The sequence below is a fragment of the Klenkia sesuvii genome, from assembly GCF_037083825.1.
Lineage (GTDB): Bacteria > Actinomycetota > Actinomycetes > Mycobacteriales > Geodermatophilaceae > Klenkia > Klenkia sesuvii.
On sequence record NZ_JBAPLU010000005.1, the window covers coordinates 196,127 to 220,507 of the forward strand.

Below are 24,381 nucleotides of genomic sequence, written 5' to 3' on the forward strand. Positions count from 1 at the left end.
GACGGTGACGTGGCGGTGACGCTCGACCTCAGACACGCCGCCGCGCCCCAGCCGGATCACCGTCATGCGGTAGCCAACCCGCGGATATCAGTCTCGACCGCGCGTCGACAGACACGCCCACCCCCGCCGCCGGACCCCGGGCCAGCACAGAAGCAGAACACCGCCGCAGCAACCAGCCGCGGCGGTGTTCTGCCCTGCCCACTTGACAAACGAGCTCACATATCAGTCGAGCTGGTCGGCCTGGTAGTCGTAGGCCTGGCTCAGCAGGTCGGCGAAGGCGACGGGGTCGAGGGTGCCGCCGAGGCTGGTGCTGAGCAGCGTGACCGCACGGTCGCCGTCCACCACGACCCCGACCTGCGCGGGGATGGCCAGCTGCGAGCCGTCGGGCCCGGTGACCGTCGTCGTGTAGGTGAGCGCCGCCGACCCGTCACCGAGGTCGGGCACGTCGAGCAGGGCGAAGGTGATGGTGGCCGACCCGATCTCGGGCGAGGTGACGGTGGCCTGCGGGCACTCCTGCACCGCGGCGGCCAGGTCGGCGGCCGGGTCACCGCCGGCGCCCTCGGTGATGACCTGGACGGTGATCGTGGTGCCGGTCGTGGCGGTCTGGGCGGCGAAGCCGTCGAGGTCCTCCAGCGAGGGCTGGCTACGCTGCACCGCCTGGGCGCACGCCTCGGGGGTGACGGTGGCGCCCTCCAGGGTGCCCGAGGCGTTGCCGGCGGCCACGTCGGCCTCGCTGACCGGGCTGACCACCGCGCCGGCGCCGAAGGCGTCCTCGGGCAGCAGCCCGGCGGTGAGGTCGTCGCCGGCCGAACCCGAACCCGACGACGGACCCGAACCCGACGACGGGCCGGCCGACGACGACCCGCCCGGCGACGTGGGCGACGGCGACGCCGTCCCCTCGATGGTCGAGCTGCACCCGGTCAGCAGGACGGCGGCGGCCAGGGCCCCGAGGGTTCGTCGCGTGGTGATCACCAGGACATCCGACCACGGGCCACCGCCGCCCGCCTCACCCGAGCACGTCGACGGCGTGGTCCTGGGCGGCGGTCAGCAGGGCCGTGAAGGCCACCGGGTCGGGGGTGGTGCCCAGGCCTGCGGTGGCCAGCGCCAGCACCCGGTCGCCGTCGGCGACGACGCCGACCAGGCCGGACCCGCTCATGGCCGCGCCCTGGGCGGGGGTGAGCGTGACCGACACCGGGACGACGGCCGCGGCGTCGCCCAGCGCCGGCTGGGTCACCGCACCGAACTCGACCACCGCCTGGCCGAGGGCGGTGTCCACCGTCGCGGTGGGGCTGGCCGCGACCGCGGTGGTCAGCGTGCCCACGAGGTCGGCCGACGGCCCGCCGACGGCGAGCACCTCGGCGGTGCCGCCGAACCCGCTGCGGGTGTACTGCCCCACCGCGTCGTCGACGTCGGACGGGTCACCCAGGGCCGTGCGCGCCACCTCGAGGGCGTCGGTGCAGGCCGCGGGGGTGATCGACACCTGGCCGGGGTCCACCCCGTGCTGGCCGTGGGCACCACCCAGCGCGGCCGCGACGTCGTCCGGGGTCACCCGGGTGACCGTGCCGCCCGGCGCGAACCGGTCGGCGGGCAGCAGGCCGTCGGCCAGCGGCACCGCCTCCGCCGCGGCGTCCTGGGTGGCCGCCGCGGGGGCCACCGGGGTGCTCGTGGCGCCGCAGCCGGCCAGCAGCAACGAGGCGGAGGCGACGGTGGAGGCGACGAGCAGCAGGGGGGTGCGGCGCATCACCCCACGGTAGGCGCTCGCACGGGACCGTCGCACCCGCTGGTTACAGTCCGCGGCATGGGACGGTCGCTGCGCATCGCACTGCTGTCCTACCGTTCCAAGCCGCACAGCGGCGGCCAGGGCGTGTACGTGCGGGCCCTGTCCCGCGAGCTGCGCGAGCTGGGCCACCGCGTCGAGGTGGTCAGCGGCCAGCCCTACCCCGAGCTCGACGCCGAGGTGCCGCTGACCCGGCTGCCTAGCCTCGACCTCTACCGGGAGCCCGACCCGTTCCGCACACCGCACTGGCGGGAGTTCCGGGACTGGGTCGACGTCCTCGAGTACGGCGCCATGTGCACCGCCGCGTTCCCCGAGCCGCTCACGTTCTCGCTGCGGGCGGCCCGCCTGCTGCGCGCCCGACGGGGCGATCCCGACAACGGGTTCGACGACGGCTCGGACAGCGGGTTCGACATCGTGCACGACAACCAGAGCCTGGGCTGGGGCCTGCTGCGCACCGGGCTGCCCACGGTCGCCACGATCCACCACCCCGTGGCCGTCGACCGCGACCTCGAGCTGGCGCACGCGTCGTTCCGCCGCTCGCTGACGCTGCGCCGCTGGTACGCCTTCACCGGCATGCAGGCCCGCGTCGCCCGCCGGCTGCCGGCGATCACCACCGTGTCCGCGAGCTCGCAGCGCGACATCGAGCGGCTCATGGGGGTGCCCGCAACCCGCACCGAGGTCATCCCGGTGGGCATCGACCCGGCGGTGTTCTGCCCGGCCACCGGGCCGCGCGACGCCGACCACGTCGTGGTCACCACCTCGGCCGACGTCCCGCTCAAGGGCCTGGTCCCGCTGCTGGAAGCCGTCGCCAAACTGCGCACCGAGCGCGAGGTGCGGCTCACCGTGGTCGGCTCGGCCAAGGCCGGCGGGCTCGCGGCCACCGCCGTCGAGCGGCTGTCGCTGGCCGACGCCGTCACCTTCACCGGGCCGCTCCCCCAGGCCGACCTGGTGGCGCTGCTGCAGCGGGTGACGGTCGCCGTCGTCCCGTCGTTGTACGAGGGGTTCTCCCTCCCCGCGATCGAGGCGATGGCGTGCGCCACCCCGCTGGTGACCACCGACGCCGGCGCGCTGCCCGAGGTGGTCGGGTCGCACGCCGCGGTGCAGGTCCCGGCCGGGGACGTCGACCGGCTGGCCGGCGCCCTGGCCCTGGTGCTCGACCAGCGTGGACTGCAGCAGCAGCTGGGCCGCGCCGGGCGGGCCCGGGTGCTGGAGCGCTTCACCTGGCGGTACACGGCCGAGCGCACCGCGGCCTGGTACGAGGAGGTGCTGGCGCGGTGCTGACGATCGACTACGACCGCCTCGACGTCCGGCCCGGGCACACCGTCCTCGACCTCGGGTGCGGTGAGGGCCGGCACGCCTTCGAGGCCTACCGGCGCGGGGCGTCGGTCGTCGCGGTGGACTGGGGGCGGTCGGAGGTCGAGACCACGCAGCGGTGGCTGGGGGCGATCGCGGCGGCCGGCGAGGCCCCGGTCGGCGCGTCGGCCACCGCAGTGCGCGGGGACCTGCTGCACCTGCCCGTGCCCAGCGGGTCGGTCGACCGGGTGATCGCCTCGGAGGTGCTCGAGCACGTCCCCGACGACGCGGCCGCCTTCGCCGAGGTCGCCCGGGTGCTCAAGCCCGGCGGCCGGGTGGCGGTCACGGTGCCGCGGTACGGGCCCGAGCGCGTCTGCTGGGCGCTGTCGGACGCCTACCACGCCAACGAGGGCGGGCACATCCGCATCTACCGGCAGGCCGAGGTGCGCGAGCGGCTGGCCGCAGCCGGTCTGGTCCCGGGGTCCAGCCACCACGCCCATGCGCTGCACGCGCCGTACTGGTGGCTCAAGTGCGCCGTCGGTGTCGACCGCACCCCGGCGCCCGTGCGGGCCTACCACCGGCTGCTGGTGTGGGACCTGGTGGCGCGTCCATGGGTCACCCGCACGGCCGAGAAGGTGCTCGACCCGGTGATCGGCAAGAGCCTCGTCGTCTACGCGACCAAGCCCTGGTGATGCTGCCCGAGGTCCCGGGGGTGCTGGGGGCCGACGACGTCGCCGCGACGGTCGCGGCCGTGGCCGCCGAGCAGGGCACCGACGGCATGCTGCCGTGGTGGCGGGGCGGGCAGCTCGACGCCTGGGACTCCGTCGAGGCGGCCATGGCCCTCACCGCCGGCGGGCGGCCCGACGCCGGCGCTGCGGCCCTCGACTGGTTGTGCGCCCGGCAGCTGCCCTCCGGTGGCTTCCCGTCGGAGTGGCGCGACGGCACGGTGACCGCCCCGGGCGTCGAGGCCAACCACGCCGGCTACCTGGCGGTGGGCGCCCTGCACCACGCACTCGTCACCGGGTCCTCCGGCGGGCGCTGGCTGGCCCCCGTGACGCACGCCCTGGACCTCGTGTGCCGCATGCAGCTGTCCACCGGCGCGGTGGGCTGGGCGCTGCGCCCCGACGACACCCCCGACGACGTCGCCCTGCTGACCGGGTCGTCGTCGCTGCTGCAGGCCCTGCGGTGCGGGCTGGCGCTGGCCGAGCGCGCGGGCGCCGACCGGTCGCGCTGGCGTGCGGCCGCCGGGCGCCTGCAGGAGGCGGTGGCGACCCGTCCCGAGGCGTTCGCCGACCGGGGCCGGTTCTCGATGGACTGGTACTACCCGGTGCTCGGTGGCGCGCTCACCGGCCAGGACGCCCTCGACCGGCTCGCGCTGTCGTGGGACGTGTTCGTCGTCCCCGGGCTGGGCGTGCGGTGCGTCGCCGACCGGCCGTGGGTGACCGGCGCCGAGACCTGCGAGCTGGCGATGGCGCTGGCCGCGGCCGGCCAGGTCGATGCCGCGACCGAGCAGCTGGCCGCGATGCAGCACCTGCGGGCCGAGGACGGCGGTTACTGGACCGGCTACGTCTACGCCGACGACGCCGTCTGGCCGGTCGAGCGCACCACCTGGACGGCGGCCGCCGTCGTCCTGGCCGCCGACGCCCTCTCCGGCGCGACCCCCGGCGCGGCGCTCTTCACCGACCCGGCGTTCCTGGCGGCCGAGCCGCGGTGAGCGACGCAGGCCCAGGTGCGGTGCGGCGGGGGCTGGACTGGCTGCTCGCCGACCGCACCCGGGCCGACCGGCGCTGGACGGTGGCGCAGTGGCCGAACGTCGCCGCCTGGCTGTTCCTCGCCCTGACGCTGGTGCGGCAGGTGGTCGAGGACGGCCCCTGGGGCACGGCGGTCGTCGTCGGCACCCGGGTCACGCTGGTGTGGTGGGCCGGTGACGAGCTGCTGCGCGGGGTGAACCCGTTCCGGCGGTTGCTCGGGGCCGGCGTCCTGGTCTGGACGACGGTGGGGCTGCTGGTCAGCTGACCTCGACGAGGTCGAGCGGGTCGGCCCCGACGCGGGGCAGTCGCTGCAGCAGCGGGTGCAGGTGCGGGTCGGTGACGTGGCCGTCGAACTCGACCAGCTCGACGCCGGCGTCGGCGCAGGAGGTGAGGGCCCGGTGCACGGCCGCCTCGAGGTGTCGGTCGCCGTCCGGCTGGTGCTCGTCCACCGTCTCGGCCAGCAGGGTCAGGTGCGGCGCACCCGGGAAGGCGACGGCCGCGCAGCCAGTGTCTGCGCGGTCGACGGGTGGACCTCGCGCCGCACCCGGGCGCACTCGCACTGCTGATGGGGCCGGCCCCGGGCCCCAGGCCTGGTCGTACACCTGATTCCCGGGTGCGCGGCATTCCCGGGTGCGCGGCATTCCCGGGTGCGCGGCATTCCCGGGTGCGCGGCATTCCCGGGTGCGCGGCATTCCCGGGTGCGCGGCCAGACGGGCCTCGGCCGGTCGACGGGCGCCCGCCCGCGCATCGTCCCCGCCGGTGCGCGGGCGGGCGGGTCACCCGGCCGGGAAAGGCGCGTGGGCGCGCGCTCGCGCTCCCGCTGCGCGTGGTGCGGCGCGGGCACGGCCGCCGCGGCCCGCTCAGGCGTGCTGGATGCAGGTGCGCGCGGCGGGGCGGGCCTGCAGGCGAGCCTCGCCGATCGGGGCACCGCAGACCTCGCACCGGCCGTAGCTGCCGTCGGCCACCCGGGACACCGCGGCGTCGAGCTCGGCCAGCCGGGTGCGGGCCTGGTCGAGCACCGAGGCCAGCTGCGCCCGCTCGAAGCCGATGGTCTGGCCCTCGGGGTCGTGCTCGTCGTCGGCGTTGGAGCCCCGCGACGCCTCGACCACCGCCGCGTACTCGGCGGTCAGCCCTGCGATCTGCGCCCGGGTCTCGGTGCGGGCCCGGCACAGCAGCTCCTCGGGTGCGGTCACCGCCCCATCGTGCCCCGGACCACCGGCACGCGGTTCACCGCAGCCGGCGCAGCAACCGCAGCGAACCCGTGCCGGGCAGCTCGGTGAACTCCCCCGAGGCCAGCACCCGCTGGTGGACCCCGAACGGCGCCTGCCCGCCGTCGGCGGGGTCGGGGAACACGTCGTGGATGGCCAGCGTGCCGCCGACCGACAGCTTCCCCACCCAGGCCTCCTGGTCGCGGCGGGCGCTCTCCTCGGTGTGCGAGCCGTCGAGGAACAGCAGCGCCAGCGGCGTCGTCCAGACCTGCGCCAGCACCTCGGACCGGGCGACCACCGCGACCACGACGTCCTCGGCCGGGTGCACGGTGCGCCGGAACGAGGGCAGCGTGTCCAGCAGGCCGGTGGCCGGGTCGACCAGCTCGGGCTGGTGGTACTCCCACCCGGGCTGGTGCTCCTCGGAGCCGCGGTGGTGGTCGACGGTGACCACGGTGCGCCCGGTCCGCACCGCCGCGGCCGCCAGGTACAGCGCCGACTTGCCCATCCAGCTGCCGATCTCCAGCAGCGGCCCGGGCACCTCGACGGCCAGCGCGGCGTCGTGCAGGGCGCGGCCCTCGTCGGCCGGCATGAACCCGGGGGCGGCGGCCGCCGCGGCGAGCAGCTCGTCGGCTCGGCTCACCGGCCCACCCTGGCCAGCAGCCGCGGCGCCGGCTTGTCGCCGGCCGCCTTGGCGAAGAACGCCCCGGCCGCCGTGGTCACCGGGACGGCCAGCACCAGCGCGATGGCCCCCACCAGCGTGCGGATGACCTCCTCGCCGACCAGCGTGCCGGTGATCGTCGTCCACAGCGGCCGCTCGTAGACCTCGATGAGCAGCAGCACCGGCAGGGAGGCGCCGGCGTAGGCGAACACGATCGTGTAGATCGTCGAGGCGATGTGGTCGCGGCCCACCTGCATGCCGCGGGCGAACAGCTGCCGGCCGGTCATCGTGGGGTCGACCTCGTGCAGCTGCCAGATGGCCGATGCCTGGGTGATCGTGACGTCGTTGAGCACGCCGAGCCCGGCGACGGTGATCCCGGCCAGCACCAGCCCGGAGAAGTCCAGCGTCGGGTCGAAGTTCTGCAGCGTGATCGTCTCCTCGCTGGAGAAGCCGGTCAGCCGCGCCGCCGAGACCGCCAGCGCGCCCAGCACCGCGACCAGGATCAGCCCGAACAGCGTGCCGATCAGGGCCGTCGTCGTCCGGGCGCTGAACCCGTGGGCCAGGTACAGGACGACGAACATGATCGCCGCGCTGCCGACCAGCGTGACCAGCACCGGGGAGGACTCGGTGAGGATCCCCGGCAGGATGAACTGCAGCAGGACGACGAACGCCACCCCCAGCCCGACCAGGGCCGCGATGCCCCGCAACCGGGCGACCGCGGCGACCACCAGCACGAAGGCCAGCGCCAGGGTGAGGATCGGGGTGCTGCGCTGGAAGTCGGAGAAGGCGTAGCTGGGGTCCCCGGTGGTCGGGTCGGTCGAGCGGGTGAGCACCAGGCCGTCGCCGGTCTCCACCCCCACCCCGATGACCTCGGGCGGCAGCTCGACCGACACGAAGTCGCCTGCGCCGTCGCCGTCGGTCACCTCCACCACGGCGGTGCCGCAGGTCAGCTGCTGCCCCGAGACCGACCCGTCGGAGCAGTCGTAGGTCTCGAGCGAGGCGATGGTGGCGTCGGGGTAGGTCGTCCCCGGCGGCTGGAAGGACTCGGCGGCCTGCTGCGCCCGCGACGCCTCCCCGGAGGGCCACAGCGCGACCAGCCCCACGACCGTCGCCAGCGCGATGGGGACCAGCACCAGCAGCATCAGCCAGGTGGCTCGCCGGCGGCGGGTGAGGATCTCGGGGGTCGGCGGGGTCTCGTCGTCGTGGGCGTGCGAGTGGGAGTGGGCCGGCACGACGGTCAGGCTAGGTGGTTGGGCGCCGCGCCCAGCAGCTGCGCCCCGGCCAGGTACCCGGCCAGCAGCGCCGTGGCCACCTGCCCCACGGTGTCGTCGCCGGGCAGGAAGCGGGGTGCGTGCAGGCCCGGACGGCGACCCAGCGCGTCGGCCGGCCCGCCGTCCACCCCGAGGAAGAGCATCAGCCCGCGCGCGTCGGCGCAGTAGTGGCTGAAGTCGTCGGCGCCGAAGGACCGCCAGGTGTCGTCGACCGCCACCCCAGCGCGCTCCAGCCACGGCAGCGCCGCGCGGGCCAGCTCGGCGTCGTTGGCCAGCACCGGCTCGTTGCTCTCGCTGTGCACCTCGGCCGAGCAGCCGTAGGCCGCCGCGGTGTGCTCGGCGACCTCGGTCAGGGCGGTGAGCAGCGCCGTGCGGTCGCTCTCGCGCATCACCCGCAGGCCGCCGCGGGCGCGGGCGGTGTCGGGGACGACGTTGAAGCTCGAGCCCGCGTCGAGCTGCGTGACGGCCAGGACGGCGCCCACCGTGGGGTCCACCCGCCGGCTGACCAGCTGCTGCAGGTTGACCACCACCGCGGCCAGCGCCAGCACCGGGTCGTGCGTGGTGTGCGGGTAGCCGCCGTGACCACCGTGCCCGGTGACGGTGATCGTGAACTCGTCGGTGGCGGCGTTGACCGGGCCGGGGGTCGCGTTGACGACGCCTGCGGCCAGCTGCGGCTGCACGTGCGCGGCCACCACCGACACCACCTGCTCCTCGGCCAGCACGCCCGAGCCGGCGACGTCGCGGGCGCCCGAGGGGGCCGACTCCTCGCGCGGCTGCAGCAGGGCCAGCAGCGGGGCCGGCCCGCCCACCCTGGCCACCGCGCGGCAGACGGCGACCAGCCCGGCCAGGTGCGCGTCGTGCCCGCAGGCGTGCATCACGGCGCTGGCCGACGCCCAGTCGACGCCGGTCTGCTCCCGCACGACCAGCCCGTCGAGCTCGGCGCGCAGCGCGACGGTCGGCCCGGTGGCGTTGCCCCCAGCTGGCCGGATGCGCACCAGCCGCCCGGTGCCGGCCACCTCGCGCCCCTCGCCCTGCCCCAGGGCGGCGACCACCGCGGCGGCGGTGTCGGCCTCGTCGCCGGAGCGGCGGGGGTCGGCGTGCAGGTCGTGCCGCAGCTGCACCGCGGCCGGCAGCTCCGCCAGGACGGCGGCGTGCAGGCGGTCGAACCAGCGGTCGAGGTCGGTCCCGTGGGGGGCGGGGGCGTGCGGGTGGGTGCTCACCCGGCCATCGTGCCGGTGCCCCGTTGCCGGGACGTCACAGGCGGTAGGCCCGCCGCGCGTTGTCGGCGCCGACCATCCGGGCGACCCGGTGGGCGTCGTCCGCCGTCCAGGCGCCGTCCTCGACCCCGGAGCCGAGGTACCCGCCCAGCGCCCGCCGGAAGAGCACCGTGCCCAGCAGGTACAGCTCGGCCAGGCCGAACGCGTCGGAGGAGAACAGCACCTTGCCGAAGGGGGCGAGCTCCAGCAGCTCGGGGACCAGCGCAGCCGACCGCGCGCCCAGGTTGTGGGTGGCCAGGCCGACGTCGGCGAACACGTGACCGAACACCTGGGCCAGGAAACCGGCGTTGCGGTGGAACGGGTAGGTGTGCAGCAGCATGATCGGCACGCCGAACGGCTCGGTGGCCCGCAGCAGGTCGGTCATGAGCAACGGGTCCCCCCGGTGCAGGTCGGTGTCGGCGTCGCCGTAGCCGACGTGGAACTGCACGGGCATCTGCAGGTCGATGCCCGACCAGACCAGGAACTCGTGCAGCACCGGGTCGGCGACGCGGGTGCTGCCCGACTGCAGCAACCGGTCGGCGGCGGCGGTCACCGCCAGGTCCGTGGGGCGCTCCCCGCCGAGGGCCAGCCCGGCGCGGTACGCGGCGATCGACTTGACCCCGACGGCGGTCGCGCAGCGCCGTCCGAGCTCGGCGCGGAAGGCGTCGGGGAACGCGCCGGCGCCCACCTGCTCGAGCACCTGCGACGCAACCAGCTCGAGCCGCACGATCTCCCGCCCCTGCCCGCCGGTGAGGGCGGCCAGCTCGTCGGGGGTGGTGATCGGTTCGGGCAGGTACCCGGTGTCGACCAGGAAGGTCTGCGTGCCGGTGGCCGCCAGCAGCCGACGGTTGACCTCGGCGGCACCCAGCTCGGCGCGGCGCGCGAGGTAGGCGTCGGGGTCGGCGTGCGGCTCCAGGTCCAGCAGCGGCGGGCAGTGCCGGCGCAGTGCGAAGCCGATCTGGGAGTCGAACAGCGTGCCGCCCAGCGCGCTCGGCGCGGCGGCCTCGGTGAGCAGCGACTCGAACTCGGGCCGGTCGAGGTCGCGGGTGATCAGCCCGTGGCAGTGGTGGTCGACGAGGTCGAGGTCTGCGAGGTCCACGGGCGCATCCTCCTACCGTGGGCGCATGAGCACCCCGTGGAGCACCGCCGACATCCCGTCCCAGGCCGGCCGCACCGCTGTCGTCACCGGCGCCAACTCGGGCCTGGGGCTGGCGACCGCACGCGCACTGGCCGCGGCGGGGGCGCACGTCGTGCTCGCGGTGCGGGACACCTCGCGCGGCGAGACCGCCGCGCGGTCCATCACCGGGGACGTCGAGGTGCGGCGGCTGGACCTGGCCGACCTCGCCTCGGTGCGGGAGTTCGCCTCGTCCTGGACCGGCGACCTGGACCTGCTGGTCAACAACGCCGGGATCATGATGGTGCCGGCCGGCCGCACCGCCGACGGCTTCGAGCTGCAGTTCGGCACGAACCACCTGGGCCACTTCGCGCTGACGGTGCTGCTGCTCCCCCACGTCACCGACCGGGTGGTCACCGTCTCCTCGGGTCTGCACCGCAACGGGACGATCGTGCTCGACGACCTGGACTGGGAGCGGCGGCCCTACTCGGACACCGGCGCCTACGGGGCGTCGAAGCTGGCCAACCTGCTGTTCTCCCTGGAGCTGCAGCGGCGGCTCACCGCGGCCGGGTCGACCGTGCGCTCGATGGCCGCGCACCCCGGCTACGCCGCGACCAACCTGCAGTCGCACACCGAGAACCGGCTCAAGGACCTGGTCATGAAGCTCGGCAACCGGTTCATCGCCCAGTCCGACGCCGACGGCGCACTGCCCACGCTGTTCGCCGCGACCGCCGACCTGCCCGGCGGCAGCTACGCCGGCCCGTCGGGTTTCCAGGAGGGCCGGGGCGCCCCGACGCTGGTCGGCCGGTCCCGCGAGGCCTCCGACGTCCAGCTCGCGAAGGACCTCTGGACGGCGTCCGAGCAGCTGACCGGCGTGACCGCGGACTGACCCGGGCCGCTCCCACGCCGCAGACCCACGCCGTCCAGGCAGACTGCGGCCCGCCGTCCGCCGCAGACTCACGCCGTCCAGGCAGACTGCGGCGCTGCAGGGCCGGAGTCTGCTTGGACGGCGGGATCCTGGACGCATCGCCGGGCTCACACCATCCCGGCCGGGGTCAGGCGAGCACCTCGGCGACGTAGCCGTCGGGGCGAACCAGGAGGCCGGGGCCGCCGTCGGTGCGGTCGGTGGCGGGGATCGTGACGAAGCTGGCCGACCGCTGGCGCTCGGCGAGGCGCGGGCCGCGCAGCGGGACACCGGCGGCGCGGGTGCCGACCGGTCCCGGGCCGGGGTAGCGGATCGCGATGCCGGAGAACATGCCGGCGCCGCGGTGGGCCACGGGCGGGAGCCTCAGCAGTCCGCGCAGCGCGACCGTGCGCGCGACCCGGCCCGGGAGCCCACCGAGGGTCATCAGTCGGATGGTGGCGCCGCTGGAGCGCAGCACCGTCCGGCCGACCGGGTGGCGTTCGCGCTCGTAGCCGTCGAGGTCGTCGGTGGCCAGCCGCCAGCCGAGGTCGAACGCGTCCTGGATCCCGGTGTTCATGCCCTGCCCGCCGGCGGGTGAGTGCACGTGCGCGGCGTCGCCGGCGAGGAACACCCGGCCGGCGCGGTAGGTGGGTGCCTGTCGCTCGTCGCTGGCGAACCGCGAGCTCCACCGCACCTCGCCCGTCGGCAGCCCGAACACGCGGTCGAGCAACCCGTCGACCTCGCCCCGGCCCACCGGGACGTCGGTGCCGGGCTGGTGGCGGCGGTCCCAGCCGATGAGCCGGAACCAGCCGTCGCCGAACGGGGCGAGGAAGCCGAAGCCGTGCCCGTCGACGTCGACCCGCAGGTCGCCCGGCGGCAGGTCGAGCCGGACGTCGGCCAGCAGCACCGAGCGGAGCACCGACCGGCCGGGGAAACCGATCCCGGCCAGCTGCCGCACCGTGCTGTGCACGCCGTCGGCACCCACCACGTACCGGGCCCGCCAGGTGCGGTCGCCAGCTGTCACGGTGACGCCGTCGGCGTCCTGCTGCAGCCCGGTCACCCGCACCCCGCGCTCGACCCGGGCGCCGCTGTCGCGGGCGTACCGCTCCAGCAACCGGTCCACGTTCACCTGCGGCGTCATCAGCACGAAGGGGAACCGGGTCGGCAGGTGCGAGAGGTCGATGCCGGCGCGCCCCACGAGCTGCAACCGGTCGACCGGGGTGCCGGTGGCGACCAGCTCGTCGGCGAGGCCCCGGCTGTCGAGCTGCTCGAGGGTGCGGGCGTGCACGCCGAAGGCGCGCGACAGCGGACTGGGTGCCTCGTGCCGGTCGAGCAGCGTCACCCGCGCGCCGGTGCGGGCCACCTCGGCGGCCACCGTGCAGCCGGTCGGACCGGCCCCCACCACCAGGACGTCGTCCAAGCCCACCTCCATGTCATCGCTCGATGACTTCGAGGCTAGCTTTCGTGTCAACACCTGGTGACTTATCCTGGGTGTCATGTCCACGAGCGATGACATGCCTGCTCGGCCGCGCGATGCCGCGTCGACCCGGGACGACCTGCTGGACGCAGCACGCCGCCGGTTCGCCGCCGACGGCTACGACCGGACGACGATCCGCGCGGTGGCCGGCGACGTCGGCGTCGACCCCGCGCTGGTCATCCGGTACTTCGGCAGCAAGGAGGGCTTGTTCACCCGAGCCGCCGACCTGGACCTGGGGCTGCCCGACCTCACCGGGGTGCGGGCCGGTGACCTGTCCAAGGTGCTGGTCGACCGCTTCTTCGCGGTGTGGGAGGGCGACCCGACCTTCCTCGCCCTGCTGCGGGCCGCGGCGACCAGCGAGGTGGCCGCCGACGCGATGCGCGGGGTGTTCGCCCGGCAGGTGGGTCCGGCGCTGGCCGCGGTCACCGACGACCGCGCCCCCGAGCGCGCCGCCCTGGTCGGCGCCACCGTGCTCGGTTTCGCGCTCGGCCGCTACGTGCTGCGCCTGCCGCCCCTGGTCGCCATGACCCGCGACCAGGCCCAGGCCTGGCTCGGCCCCACGCTGCGCCACTACCTGCTGGACTGAGCCCGTGCGCGACCCCACCCGGGCCGACCTCATCGAGTGGCGTCTGAGGGTTCGAGAACCCCCGATCACGAACCCTCAGACGCCACTCGGTGGGGCCGGCGACGGCCGCACACGTGTCATTGGCCGGGCCAGACCTTCGACACGAAGCCCCGCAGCTCCTCCACCAGGAGGTCGGGGACCTCGATGGCCGGGAAGTGCCCGCCGCGGGGCAGCTCGGTCCAGGACACCAGGTCGACGGCCGGTTCCACCGACGAGCGCACCGGCAGCCGCAGGTCGTGCGGCAGCACGCACACCGCGGTGGGCACGGTGCGCGACCACTCGTCGTCCGGGTGCGCGCGCCGCTCCCAGTACAGCTGGGACGACGACCCCGCGGTGCCGGTGAACCAGTAGACCGCCACGTTCGCCAGCACGAGGTCCAGGGTCGCCGGGCCGAGGACGTCCGACGCGGGGTCGGTCCAGTCGCGGAACCGCTCGGCGATCCACGCCAGCTGCCCCACGGGTGAGTCGGTGAGCCCGTACGCGAGCGACAGCGGCTTGGTGGCCTGGGTCTTGAAGTAGCCGCCCAGCTCCTCGGCGTACCGCGTCGCCCGCGCGGCCGCCCGCTCGTCCCCGCCGTCGGCCGGCTCCAGGCCGTTCACCATCGTCACGTGGATGCCGGCCACGTGGTCGGGGTCGACGACGGCGAGGTCGCGCGCCACCCGCGAGCCCCAGTCGCCGCCGTGCACGAGGTAGCGGTCGTACCCCAGCCGGGCCATCAGCTCGGCCACCGCCGCGGCCATGCGCTGCGACGTCCACCCGCCGGTCGGCGTCGGACCGGAGAACCCGTACCCGGGCAGCGACGGGACGACGACGTGCGCGGTCTCCGCCAACGGACCGACCACCCGCAGGAACTCGACCACCGACCCGGGCCACCCGTGCAGCAGCACCAGCACGGGTGCGTCCTCCCGGGCCGACCGCACGTGGACGGCGTGGATGCGCGTGCCGTCGATCGTCGTCGTCACCTGAGGATGGGCGTTCAGCGCCGCCTCGTGCTCGCGCCAGTCCCAGGCGCCGGCCATGTGCTCGACCAGCCGTCGGGTGAGCGACAACGGGATGCCGCGCTCGCCGTCGAGGTCCTGGTCCACCGGCCACCGGGTGCGGGTCAGCCGCTCGCGCAGGTCGTCCACCTCCGCCTGCGGGACCTCGACGCGGAACGGGGAGACGTCGGTGTCGGCCATGCGCACAGAGTGCCCCCGGACAGCTCCTCCGGGCGCCGCGGACCCGCGTCAGGTCCCGACGGGCTCCCGGTCACCCAGCTCGGCGGCCATCAGCGCCCGGCCGGCGCGGCGGGCGACCGCCGGCACCGCCAGGACGGCGACCAGCCCGGCCAGCAACCACACCCCGGCCACGACCGGGAACCAGAACGGCGCCCCGTCCGCGTACGCCGGGTACGGGAAGACGTTGCGGACGATCGTGTAGCCGAGCACCACCAGCGCGGCCACCGGGACGACGACCTGCCACATCGGCACGTGCGGCATGCGGCGCTGCACGAACACCAACCGGATCGCCCCGACCGTGGTCAGCACGTAGGCCACGAGCAGGATGAGCGTCCCGATGGTGCCCGACCAGAAGAACGTGTCCCCCGCCTCGGCGCCGAAGAACAGTGCGCTCACCAGGACGATCAGCGCCATGACGACGGTGGCGGCCAGCGCCGCCCGGGCCGGTGCACCCTCGCGGTTGACCGCGGCCAGGCCCGACGTGGACCGGCCCTCACCGGCGGTGTCGCGGGCGAAGGCGAACACCAGCCGCGAGGCCCCCACCACGCAGGCCAGGCAGCACCCGAAGGCGCTGATCGCCGCGCCCAGGGTGATGAGGTCCCCGATCCACGACCCGATGTAGGCGGTGCCGATGTCGCCCAGCAGCGAGGGCGAGGCGGCGAACGCGGCCACCCCGGCGTCGTCGGTGCCGAAGGCCATCATCTCCACCGCGGTGACCACGACGAAGTACACCCCGCCGAACAGCGCCGTCCCCAGGATGGCGCGCGGGATGTCCCGGCGCGGGTTGCGGGCCTCCTCCCCCAGCGTCGCCGCGGCCTCGAAGCCGGCGAAGGAGAGGAACCCGAAGACCACGCCCAGGAACACCGCGGAGACGTCGGTGCCGGGTGCGACGCTGAAGACGTCGAGGGTGAACGAGCCACCGGCGAACGTGCCCTCGTCGGGTGTCGAGCCGCCCAGCAGCCGCACCAGCACGACGGCCACGATCACCAGGATCAGCGCCACCGTGACGCCCTCGACGGTGAGCAGCACGCTGGTGCCGCGCTTGGCCGGGACCACCGTGAGCAGGAACGCCCCGACCAGGGCCAGCGCCACCAGCACGAAGGGGCCCCACGCCGGCGGGTTCGGCCAGATGCCGACCTCCTGCAGGAACGCCGTGCCGAAGATGCCGGTCGCCGAGGCGGTCACCACGCCGTAGAAGCAGTAGGTGCCCAGCAAGCCGAAGCCCGAGAACAACCCGGCGCGCGGGCCGAGGGTGGCGCCGACGAAGGCGTAGACCGACCCCGCGTGCTGGAAGTGCTGGCACAGCCGCACGAACCCGTAGGCCACGAGCAGCACGCCGACCGCGGCGAGCAGGAACGCCAGCGGCACCGCCCGCCCGACCGTGCCCGCGGTGGCCTGCGGGTTGATGTTGGCCGCCATCGACGGCGCCATCAACGCGACGGACAGCCCGATCGCCTGCCACACCGACAGCGAGCGGCGCAGGCCACCCGTCCTCGGGGTCTCCACATCGGCCACGCGGCACCTCATCTCGTCGTTGCAGGGAGCAACCGGAGTGTGCGGTCCACGAGCCCCCGGCGGAAGGGGTGCGCTCCTCCGCCGCGCAGTCGTCACACGGTCGTGACGCTCAGCCCTTCGCAGCGGTGGCCAACCGGGCGAGGGCGTCGACGAGCGGCGGGGTGTCGTCGGCGTCGAGCACCGCCCGGACGACGTGCATGCGCCCGGTGTCGGCGAACGCGGCACCCAGGGCTGCGTCGAGGTCGGCACCGGTGCTCGCCTCGGCGTAGCCGGCCCGGCCGCCGGTGAAGCCGGCGACGAGCATCCCCCAGTCCCACGCGGCGACGTCGTTGTAGGCCGCGCGGGGCGACTGCAGCGCGCGCTCGATCGTGTAGCCGGCGTTGTCCAGCAGCAGGACGACGGGGGTCAGCCCGCGCGCGGCGATGGTCGACAGCTCCTGCACGGTCATCTGCGCCGCGCCGTCCCCGATCACCAGCACCGGACGGCGGCCCGGGTCGGCCAGCCCCTGCCCGAGGACGGCGGGCAGCGCGTAGCCGATCGAGCTCCAGATCGGCTGCCCCGACAGCGTCGTCCCGGCCGGCAGCGGCAGGTCCAGCGCACCGAACCAGGCGGTGCCGGTGTCGGCCAGCAGCGCGGCGCCGGCCGGCAGCCGGTCGGCGAGGGTGCGCCACAGCTGCGCCTGGGTGAGCTGGTCAGCCGGGGCCGGGAGCGCGGGCGCCGGGACGGCGGGCCGCTCGAACCGGGGGCCCACCCGGCCGGCGAGCGCGCGGTCGAGCGCGCCCAGCGCGTCGGGCAGCAGCACCCGGCCGCGGTCCTCGTCGCCGAACCCGGCGGTGGCCGCGGCCAGGACGGGGGTGCGCGCGTCGGGACGGCGGTGCGACCCGAACCCGGTCAGCTCGGCGGTGAGCACGGTGCCCACGTGGACGACGACGTCGGCGTCGGCGACCAGGTCGACCGCCGGGCCGGGGAGCATCGTGCCGGCGTAGTCCCCGGCGAACGAGGGGTGGTCGGCGTCCAGCACGCCGCGGGCGGAGACCTGGGTGACCACCGCGACCCCGTGCCGGGCAGCCAGGTCGGCGAGCTCGGCGGCCAGGCCGAGGCGGGTCACCAGGTGGCCCACGAGGAGCACCGGGCACTGCGCCTCGGCCAGCGAGGAGGTCAGCCGGGCCTCGAACGCGGCCAGCGTCGCGGGGTCGGAGGTCGGCGCCAGCCGCTCGGCCAGGGGTGCTGCGTCGACCTCGGCGAGCGCGAGGTCCTGCGGGACGGCGAGGTAGCCGGGCTTGCGGTGGGTGATGGCGGCCAGGAGGACGGCGTCGATCTGCTCGGCGGCGCGGCCGGCGGTGAGCGTCTCGGCGGCCACCGTGACCTCGGCGGCGGCGCGGGAGAAATGCGCGAAGTCGCCGTCGGCCAACGTGTGGTGCACGAGCGCGCCGGTCTGCGCGGCGGCCCGGCGGGGCGCTCCGACGACCTGGACGAGCGGGACGTCCTCGGCGTACGCGCCGGCGAGCGCGTTGAGCGCCGACAGCTCCCCCACCCCGTAGGTGGTGACGACGACGCCCAGGCCGCGCACGCGGGCGTAGGCGTCGGCGGCGTACCCGGCCCCCAGCTCGTTGGGCGAGCCCACCCAGGCCGGCCCGCCCGCACCGCCGTCGGCGAGCCCGTCGAGCAGGTCGAGGTTGAAGTCACCCGGGACGCCGAACAGGTGGTCGACACCCAGCTGCCGCAGCCGCGTGCCCAGGTAGCCCGCCACGGTCACGGTGGTCGCGGCGGGCGTGGTCACGGGTCGCTCGTCCAGGGCGGTCATGCGGAGAACGGTCGACCGAGCTGCGAATGTGCGCAACCATCGTGCGACACGGTGAGCGATCTGCCCACCGACGAACCCGACGAGCGAGAGCGAGCTGCGCACCGTGCACACCCTCGACGCCACCGACGCCCGCATCCTGCTGGCCCTCGACGACGACCCGCAGGCCTCGACCATGGCGCTGGCCACCCGGCTCGGGCTGGCCCGCAACACGGTGCACGCCCGGCTGCGGCGACTGGAGGACGACGGCCCCCTCCGCGAGCCCAGCCGCCGCGTGGACATCACCGCCCTGGGGCGCACCCTGCTGGCGTTCATGACGCTGTCGGTCAGCCAGCGCGACGCCCAGGCCGAGACCGCCGCCGCCCTGGCCGCGATCCCCGAGGTGGTCGAGGTGCTGGCCACGACCGGTGACGCCGACCTGCTGGCGCGGGTGGTCGCCGTCGACACCGCCGACCTGTACCGGATCACCGAGCTGGTGCTGGCCGCTCCGGGCGTCGAGCGGGCCAGCACCTCCATCGCACTGGTCGAGGTCGTCCCGCTGCGCATCGCCCCGCTGCTGGAGCAACGCGCGGGCTGAGGTTGTGGCCCGGCTCAGCCAGCAGCTACTGTCCTGCTCACCAGGCGAGCACGCTGCTCCCATGAAGAACAGGGAGACGCGGTCCCGCATCGGTGGGGTGAGGTGACCGGCACCGTCCGACCCGCCCGCACCGACTGGAGCACACCGTGACCGAGGACCTCGCCCGCACCGCCCGCCTCGACGTCCTCGTCGAGGGCTACGCCCGACTGCCGCACGTGGCCGGCACCGTCTCCCTCGTCCGCGACGCCGGCCGGGTGGTCGTGGTCGACCCCGGCATGGTGGCCGACCGGGAACTGATCCTGCAGCCGCTGGAGGACCTCGGTGTTGCACCTGCCGACGTCACCGACGTCGTGGTCAGCCACCACCACCTCGACCACACGGTGAACATCGCGCTCTTCCCCCCGGTGCCGGTGCACGACGTCGCGTCGGTCATCACCGGTGACCACCTGGAGCGCCGCGCGGCCGAGGGCGTGCAGCTCACGCCGGCGGTCCGGCTGCTGGCCACCCCGGGTCACACGCCGCAGGACATCACCACCCTGGTGGGCACCGCCGACGACGTCGTCGCCCTGACCCACCTGTGGTGGACCGCCGAGGGACCCGCGGATGACCCCTACACCCCCGACCGGGACCAGCTGCGCGCCCAGCGCGAGCGGGTCCTGACGCTGGCCACCCTCGTGGTGCCCGGCCACGGCCCGGCCTTCCGGCCCGGGGCGGGCACCCCGCGGTGACCGCACCCCAGTCGCAGACCCTCGACCGGGGCCTGCGCATCCTCGAGCACCTGGCCGCCACCGGCGCGCCGCGGCCGGTCATGGAGATCGCCACCGAGGTCGGCCTGCACCGCTCGATCACCTACCGGCTGCTGCGCACCCTGGAGGACCGCGGCTTCGTCGAGCGCGACGACGCCGGCCGCTTCGGGCTGGGGCTGACCGTGTCGATGCTGGCCCGCGGGGTGCGCACCAGCCTGCAGGCCGCCGCCACCGCCCGGCTCACCCCGGTCGTGGAGCGGTTCGGCTGCACCGGGTTCCTGGTGGTCCGCGCCGGGGCCGACGCCGTCACGCTGGTCAGCGTCGAGCCGCGCGACGTGCCCAGCCACGTCACCCGCCGGCCCGGGACCCGGCACCCGGTCGGCCGCGGTGCGCCCGGGCTGGCGCTGCTGATGGCCGACCCGCCACGCGAGGACGACCGGCCCGAGCTGGTCACCGCGCGGGCCGCCGGGTGGGCGGTCAGCGAGGGCGAGGTCATCCCCGGCGTCCGGTCCGTGTCCGCGCCGGTGCACGGGGCCGCCGCGGCCGCCGCGGTGGTCTGGACCGGACCGCGGGACGACGAGGCCGAGCTGGGCGCCGCAGTGGTCGCGGTCGCCCGGGCCATCGCCGCCGACCTCTGACGGGCAGACTGCTCGCACCCACCCCAGGAGGAGCAGCCGTGGACCAGCTGGACAGCACCACCCGCGAGGAACGCCGGGCCGCCGCCGAGGCGCTGATCGGTGAGCTGGAGGACGCCGGGGTCACCGCCGTCGCCCTGCCCTGGGTGGACACCTCGGGCATCACGCGGGTCAAGACCGTGCCGCTGGCCAAGCTGCCCTCGGCCGCGGCGTGGGGCGTGGGCATGAGCCCGGTGTTCGACGGCTTCCTGCTCGACGACTCCATCGTGGCCGGCCGGTTCGCCGGCTCCGCGATCGGTGACCTGCGGCTGCACCCGGACCTCGCGCGGCTGGTCGTGCTCGCTGGCCAGCCCGGCTGGGCGTGGGCGCCGGTGGACCGGTACACCCAGGCCGGGGTGCCGCACGTGCAGTGCTCGCGCTCGCTGCTGCGCCGGCTCGTCTCCTCGTACGCCGACGCCGGGTACGCCGTCCGGGCCGCGTTCGAGGTCGAGTGGGTGGTGGCCCGCCCCGACGGGACGCCGGACGACGCCGACGCGTTCGTGCCCGCGCTGTCGGGGCCGGCCTACGGCATGACCCGGCTGGCCGAGGTCAGCGACTACGCCCGCGACCTGCTGCTGGCGCTGGACGAGCAGGGCGTCGCGGTCGACCAGTTCCACCCCGAGTACGCCGGTGGGCAGCTCGAGCTGTCGGTCGGCGCGCAGGACCCGGTGGCCGCCGCCGACACCTCGCTGCTGGTGCGGAACACCATCACCGCCGTCTCGGCCCAGCACGGGCTGCGGGTCTCCTTCTCCCCCAAGGTCACCGCCGACGGCGTGGGCAACGGCGGGCACGTGCACCTGTCCCTGAACCGGGACGGGGAGAACCTCATGAGCGGTGGCGAGGGCACGTTCGGGCTCACCGCCGAGGGGGAGGGCTTCACCGCCGGCCTGCTGGCCCACCTGCCCGGCCTGCTCGCCGTCGGGGCGCCGTCGGTGGCCTCCTACCTGCGGCTGGTGCCCTCGCACTGGGCCGGGGCGTACGCCGCCTGGGGGCTGGAGAACCGCGAGGCCGCGCTGCGCTTCGTCACCGGGCCCGAGGGCAACCGGCAGGCCTCGGCCAACGTCGAGGTGAAGTGCTTCGACCTGGCGGCCAACCCCTACCTGGTGCTGGCCGGCTGCCTGGCCGCCGGGCTGGCCGGGGTGCGCGCCGGCGCCCGCCTGCCCGCCCCGGTGGGCGTCGACCCCGCCTCGCTCAGCGACGAGGGACGCCGCGAGGCCGGCATCCGGGCGTTGCCGTCGTCGCTGGAGGAGGCGGTGGCGGCCTTCGAGGCAGACGAGGTGCTGGCCGGGGCCTTCGGCGAGGAGCTGGCCGCCACGGTGGTCGACGTCCGGCGTGGGGAGATCGCCCTCTTCGCGGGCCAGACCCCCGAAGCCGTCTGCCGCGCCGTCCGCTGGAAGCACTGAAGAAATCTCCTGCGGACCATGTTTGACCCGCCGGTGACCGGAGGTATTCTGTAGTCGTCGCTGGAGGTTCAGCGACTGGAGACAACAGCACAGCACTCCCGGAGGTGTCATCACGATGCTCACCGCGTACGACCCGTTCGGCTCCGCCAGCCCGCTCACCTCGGCCTTCCGCGCTCTCGACCAGCTCGCCGGCCGCAGCGGCACCACCACCGCCCGCGCCCTGGCCGGCATGCCCATGGACGCCTACCGCGTGGGCGACCAGTTCGTCGCCCACTTCGACCTGCCCGGGGTCGACCCCGGCTCGATCGACCTGTCCATCGAGGGCACCACGCTGACCATCTCGGCCGAGCGCTCGGTGCCGCAGCTCGAGGGTGCGGAGTGGTCGGTGGCCGAGCGCCCGTTCGGCAGCTACACCCGCCAGCTGGTGCTGGGCCGCAGCCTGGACACCGACCGCCTGGAGGCCAGCTACCACGACGGCGTGCTCACCGTCAGCATCCCGGTCGCGGAGAAGGCCAAGGCCCGCAAGATCACGGTCAGCCGGTCCGACACCCCCGCCACCATCGAGGGCGCGCAGACCCAGGCCGTGGAGAGCTGACCAGGGCCCGGCCGGAGGGGCCCTCCGCCCCTCCGGCCGCCGACCCGCTCGCGGGGCTCGACGACCCCGACCGGCCCACGTACACCATCGGCCAGGCCGCCGAGCTGCTCGGCGTGCAGGTCGCTTTCCTGCGCAGCCTGGACACCGCCGGCGTGGTCGAGCCGGCCCGCTCGTCCGGGGGCCACCGCCGCTGGTCCCGGGCGCAGCTCACGGTCGCCGCCCGCATCCGGCTGCTCCTGGACGACGGGCACCCCCTGGTCTCGGCCGAGCTCATCGTCTCCCTGCAGGACGACGTCACCGCCCTCCGGTCCCGCGTCGACGACCAACCCTGACCCGCTCCCCCACTCGCCAGGCGTTGATCGTGCAGGACCGCAACGCGGACACGCCGGCGTACGGCGTGGCGACGTGGACGTCCTGCATGGTCGACGTGCTGGCGCGGTGCAGCGGGGGCGCCAGCAGATCCGCCGGCGCCTCGCCGGCCACTGTCCACATCGGGTGCCCCCGTCCACAGATCGTGCAGACGCCGTCCGGGCCGGCGGTCCCGGCGGCAGGGTCGCCGGCATGGTCGAGCACCCCACCGCGTACAGCCGCCGATCGGCCCTCACCGCCGGGTCGACCTGGCGGACGATGCGCACGGACGGCGTCCGGATCGGCCAGGGCGCCTACCTCTCCCGCGCGGTGGACCCCACCCTGACCAACACCTGCCGGGCCTGGACCACCGTGCTGCCGGCGACCGCCGCCTTCGGCCTCGAGACCGCCGCCGCCCTGCACGGGGCACCGCTGGTCCGTCCGCCGGTCCGGCCCCAGGTCGTCGTCCCCCCGGGCACCACCCCACCGCGCCACCGCGGGCTCGTCGCCGTCAGCCGCGCCCTCGAACCGGCCGACGTCGTGGTGCTGATGGACCAGGAGTCCGGGGCTCCCGTCCTGCGGGTGACGTCGGGGGCGCGCACCTGGCTGGACCTGGCCGCCACGATGACCCCGGACGACGAACTGGTGGCCGCCGGTGACGCCCTGCTGCGCGCCGAGCGGATGACCGCCGACCAGCTCTGGGAGCTGCTGGCCCGCTCCGGGCGCGTGCGTGGAGTGCGCCGGGCCCGCCGTCGTGCGCCGCAGCTGGACGGCCGTGCCGTGTCCCGACCAGAGAGCCTCATCCGGGTCTGGCTGCTCGACAGCGACCTGCCGACCCCGAGGTGCAACCGGCGGTCGTCGACCAGCGGGGGGTGGAGGTGGCGCACAACGACCTCGGGTGGCCCCGGTACCGCGTGCGGGTGGAGTACGAGGGCGACGGGCACCGCACGGTCGAGCGGTTCGGTCGCGACGTCGACCGCTACACCTCCATGGCCGCCGACGGCGAGCTCGTGCTGCGCTTCGCCAGGCAGCACCTGCACCGCCGCGCCGACGTCGTCGACCGCTGCCGCCGGGCACTGCTGTCCCGCGGCTGGCAACCCGGCACCCCGTGACCCCGCCCCCCCACCCGCGACCTTGCACGTCCGCAACGCCGACACGCCGTTCGCCGGCGCGCCCCCGTTTCGCATCCGCAAGATCAACGGCCTCAGGGGGGCCGGGGCCCGGGGGCCCGGGGGTCAGGTCAGGGCGGGGACGAGGAGGAGGGTCGTGGGCAGCAGGAGGAGGGCGGCTGCGGCGCCGACGGCCAGGGGCCGGCCCCAGCGCGGGAGGGGCGCGGGCGGGTCCAGGAGCCTGGTCACCCGGGCGGTCAGCACGCCGCCGTGCGCGGCCAGCGCACCCCGCGGCGCACCCCCCTCCGCGGCGGCGACGATCGCCCGCGCGAGGGTCCGACGGGGCCGGGCGCCGGGCACCGCGCGCAGCGCGACGTCGTCGGCGCGCATCTCGACCAGGTCCCGGACGGCGTCGTGCGCCCGGCCGGCGGCCGGCAGCACGGGCAGCGCCTCGCGCCAGGCCACGAACGGCAGCAGGAACAGGTGGTGGCGCTCGGTCAGGTGGGCCCGCTCGTGGGCCACGACGGCGGCCAGCTCGCCCGGTGCCAGCTCGGCGACCATGCCCGAGGACAGGACCAGCAGCGGGCGGGCGCCGGGGATGCAGAAGGCGGCCGGCACCGGCGACTCGAGCACCCGGGCGTCGACCCCCGGGACAGGGTCGACGATCAGCTCGAGCAGGGCACGGTGCCGGGCGCGGGTGCGTGCGGTGCGCACCAGCGACAGCACCAGCACCCCCAGCAGCTCCAGCGCCAGCACGGCGGCCAGCGTCTGGGCCACCCAGTGGTCACCCCGCACCGGGGCGGCCGGCTGGGCGCCGGTGACCCAGTGCCCGGCCCACGTCCACCAGGCCTCGGGCAGCGAGCCACCCCACGGGGAGAGCCCGTGCACCAGCAGCGCCCCGATGATGGAGAGCCCACCAGCGAGCCCGATCGCCTGCCAGCAGACCAGCGCCGCCACCGGGTCGCGGCGCGGCCACCGGGCGCGGGCGAGCACCGCGGGCACCGGCCAGGCCAGCGCGAGCGCCAGCAGGCCCAGCAGCACGGCACTCAGCGGCAGCACGGG

The 24,381-nt window shown here is 75.5% G+C and carries 26 protein-coding genes; 13 read left to right on the forward strand and 13 right to left on the reverse strand.

What is annotated here, in order from left to right; translation table 11 throughout:
• Positions 1-222: 222 nt before the first annotated feature.
• On the reverse strand, positions 223-972 hold the full coding sequence (locus TEK04_RS07160; protein WP_336403637.1) for a hypothetical protein: 750 nt from the start codon (positions 970-972) through the stop codon (positions 223-225).
• Positions 973-1,006: 34 nt separating this feature from the next.
• Complete coding sequence (locus TEK04_RS07165; protein ID WP_336403638.1) at positions 1,007-1,741, reverse strand: hypothetical protein; 735 nt, start codon at positions 1,739-1,741, stop codon at positions 1,007-1,009.
• A gap of 57 nt (positions 1,742-1,798) precedes the next feature.
• On the opposite strand from TEK04_RS07165, the gene TEK04_RS07170 reads away from it, so the two are divergent.
• From TEK04_RS07170 to TEK04_RS07185, 4 genes are read left to right on the forward strand one after another with little or no spacing between them, the layout of a single operon-like run.
• On the forward strand, positions 1,799-3,058 hold the full coding sequence (locus TEK04_RS07170; RefSeq protein ID WP_336403639.1) for a glycosyltransferase family 4 protein: 1,260 nt from the start codon (positions 1,799-1,801) through the stop codon (positions 3,056-3,058).
• A complete protein-coding gene (locus tag TEK04_RS07175; protein ID WP_336403640.1) occupies positions 3,052-3,762 on the forward strand; it encodes a class I SAM-dependent methyltransferase in 711 nt (236 codons plus the stop codon). The genes TEK04_RS07170 and TEK04_RS07175 overlap by 7 nt, the downstream gene beginning before the upstream one ends.
• Positions 3,762-4,784: a prenyltransferase gene (locus TEK04_RS07180; RefSeq protein ID WP_336403686.1), complete on the forward strand. Its 1,023-nt coding sequence runs from the start codon at positions 3,762-3,764 to the stop codon at positions 4,782-4,784. Before TEK04_RS07175 ends, TEK04_RS07180 begins: the two co-directional genes overlap by 1 nt.
• A complete protein-coding gene (locus TEK04_RS07185; RefSeq protein WP_336403641.1) occupies positions 4,781-5,086 on the forward strand; it encodes a hypothetical protein in 306 nt (101 codons plus the stop codon). The genes TEK04_RS07180 and TEK04_RS07185 overlap by 4 nt, the downstream gene beginning before the upstream one ends.
• On the opposite strand, the gene TEK04_RS07190 is transcribed toward TEK04_RS07185, so the two are convergent.
• The 6 genes from TEK04_RS07190 to TEK04_RS07215 form a co-directional block, all read right to left on the reverse strand.
• Entirely contained in the window at positions 5,079-5,270 is a 192-nt protein-coding gene (locus TEK04_RS07190; protein ID WP_336403642.1) for a hypothetical protein, read from the reverse strand. The genes TEK04_RS07185 and TEK04_RS07190 overlap by 8 nt on opposite strands.
• Positions 5,271-5,681: 411 nt before the next feature.
• Positions 5,682-6,014, reverse strand: a complete 333-nt coding sequence (locus TEK04_RS07195) for a TraR/DksA family transcriptional regulator (protein ID WP_336403643.1) — start codon at positions 6,012-6,014, stop codon at positions 5,682-5,684.
• 34 nt (positions 6,015-6,048) lie between these two features.
• A complete protein-coding gene (locus tag TEK04_RS07200; RefSeq protein WP_336403644.1) occupies positions 6,049-6,669 on the reverse strand; it encodes a class I SAM-dependent methyltransferase in 621 nt (206 codons plus the stop codon).
• Positions 6,666-7,919 (reverse strand): YibE/F family protein, encoded by a 1,254-nt coding sequence (locus TEK04_RS07205; RefSeq protein ID WP_336403645.1) that lies wholly within the window; start codon positions 7,917-7,919, stop codon positions 6,666-6,668. Before TEK04_RS07205 ends, TEK04_RS07200 begins: the two co-directional genes overlap by 4 nt.
• Before the next feature lie 5 nt (positions 7,920-7,924).
• Positions 7,925-9,178, reverse strand: a complete 1,254-nt coding sequence (locus TEK04_RS07210; protein WP_336403646.1) for a M20 metallopeptidase family protein — start codon at positions 9,176-9,178, stop codon at positions 7,925-7,927.
• A 34-nt stretch (positions 9,179-9,212) separates the two neighbouring features.
• Positions 9,213-10,313: an amidohydrolase family protein gene (locus tag TEK04_RS07215; RefSeq protein WP_336403647.1), complete on the reverse strand. Its 1,101-nt coding sequence runs from the start codon at positions 10,311-10,313 to the stop codon at positions 9,213-9,215.
• 25 nt (positions 10,314-10,338) lie between these two features.
• Between TEK04_RS07215 and TEK04_RS07220 the strand changes: the two genes are divergently transcribed.
• A complete protein-coding gene (locus tag TEK04_RS07220; protein WP_336403648.1) occupies positions 10,339-11,217 on the forward strand; it encodes an oxidoreductase in 879 nt (292 codons plus the stop codon).
• 166 nt (positions 11,218-11,383) lie between these two features.
• On the opposite strand, the gene TEK04_RS07225 is transcribed toward TEK04_RS07220, so the two are convergent.
• Positions 11,384-12,652, reverse strand: coding sequence for an FAD-dependent oxidoreductase (locus tag TEK04_RS07225; protein WP_336403649.1), 1,269 nt, complete (start codon positions 12,650-12,652; stop codon positions 11,384-11,386).
• Positions 12,653-12,728: 76 nt separating this feature from the next.
• Here TEK04_RS07225 and TEK04_RS07230 point away from each other — a divergent pair, with 76 nt between their 5' ends.
• Positions 12,729-13,295 (forward strand): TetR/AcrR family transcriptional regulator, encoded by a 567-nt coding sequence (locus TEK04_RS07230; protein ID WP_336403650.1) that lies wholly within the window; start codon positions 12,729-12,731, stop codon positions 13,293-13,295.
• A gap of 116 nt (positions 13,296-13,411) precedes the next feature.
• Here the strand turns inward: TEK04_RS07230 and TEK04_RS07235 are convergent, their stop codons facing one another.
• From TEK04_RS07235 to TEK04_RS07245, 3 genes are all read right to left on the reverse strand, one after another.
• Entirely contained in the window at positions 13,412-14,512 is a 1,101-nt protein-coding gene (locus tag TEK04_RS07235) for an epoxide hydrolase family protein (protein ID WP_336403651.1), read from the reverse strand.
• Positions 14,513-14,560: 48 nt separating this feature from the next.
• A complete protein-coding gene (locus TEK04_RS07240) occupies positions 14,561-16,066 on the reverse strand; it encodes an APC family permease (RefSeq protein WP_336403652.1) in 1,506 nt (501 codons plus the stop codon).
• A 109-nt stretch (positions 16,067-16,175) separates the two neighbouring features.
• On the reverse strand, positions 16,176-17,870 hold the full coding sequence (locus TEK04_RS07245; RefSeq protein ID WP_336403653.1) for a thiamine pyrophosphate-binding protein: 1,695 nt from the start codon (positions 17,868-17,870) through the stop codon (positions 16,176-16,178).
• A 103-nt stretch (positions 17,871-17,973) separates the two neighbouring features.
• Here TEK04_RS07245 and TEK04_RS07250 point away from each other — a divergent pair, with 103 nt between their 5' ends.
• From TEK04_RS07250 to TEK04_RS07280, 7 genes are all read left to right on the forward strand, one after another.
• Entirely contained in the window at positions 17,974-18,444 is a 471-nt protein-coding gene (locus tag TEK04_RS07250; protein WP_336403654.1) for an Lrp/AsnC family transcriptional regulator, read from the forward strand.
• Between the two features lie 146 nt (positions 18,445-18,590).
• Complete coding sequence (locus TEK04_RS07255) at positions 18,591-19,172, forward strand: MBL fold metallo-hydrolase (RefSeq protein WP_336403655.1); 582 nt, start codon at positions 18,591-18,593, stop codon at positions 19,170-19,172.
• The gene (locus TEK04_RS07260) at positions 19,169-19,828 is read left to right on the forward strand and encodes an IclR family transcriptional regulator (RefSeq protein ID WP_336403656.1); all 660 of its coding nucleotides are present in this window, start codon (positions 19,169-19,171) and stop codon (positions 19,826-19,828) included. Before TEK04_RS07255 ends, TEK04_RS07260 begins: the two co-directional genes overlap by 4 nt.
• A gap of 38 nt (positions 19,829-19,866) precedes the next feature.
• Positions 19,867-21,267, forward strand: coding sequence for a glutamine synthetase family protein (locus tag TEK04_RS07265; protein WP_336403657.1), 1,401 nt, complete (start codon positions 19,867-19,869; stop codon positions 21,265-21,267).
• Positions 21,268-21,382: 115 nt separating this feature from the next.
• The gene (locus tag TEK04_RS07270; protein WP_336403658.1) at positions 21,383-21,862 is read left to right on the forward strand and encodes an Hsp20/alpha crystallin family protein; all 480 of its coding nucleotides are present in this window, start codon (positions 21,383-21,385) and stop codon (positions 21,860-21,862) included.
• A gap of 86 nt (positions 21,863-21,948) precedes the next feature.
• A complete protein-coding gene (locus tag TEK04_RS07275; RefSeq protein WP_336403687.1) occupies positions 21,949-22,194 on the forward strand; it encodes a helix-turn-helix domain-containing protein in 246 nt (81 codons plus the stop codon).
• 858 nt (positions 22,195-23,052) lie between these two features.
• A complete protein-coding gene (locus TEK04_RS07280) occupies positions 23,053-23,322 on the forward strand; it encodes a hypothetical protein (protein ID WP_336403659.1) in 270 nt (89 codons plus the stop codon).
• Positions 23,323-23,445: 123 nt separating this feature from the next.
• Here TEK04_RS07280 and TEK04_RS07285 read toward each other — a convergent pair whose 3' ends face one another.
• Positions 23,446-24,378, reverse strand: coding sequence for a M56 family metallopeptidase (locus TEK04_RS07285; RefSeq protein WP_336403660.1), 933 nt, complete (start codon positions 24,376-24,378; stop codon positions 23,446-23,448).
• Positions 24,379-24,381 lie beyond the last annotated feature (3 nt).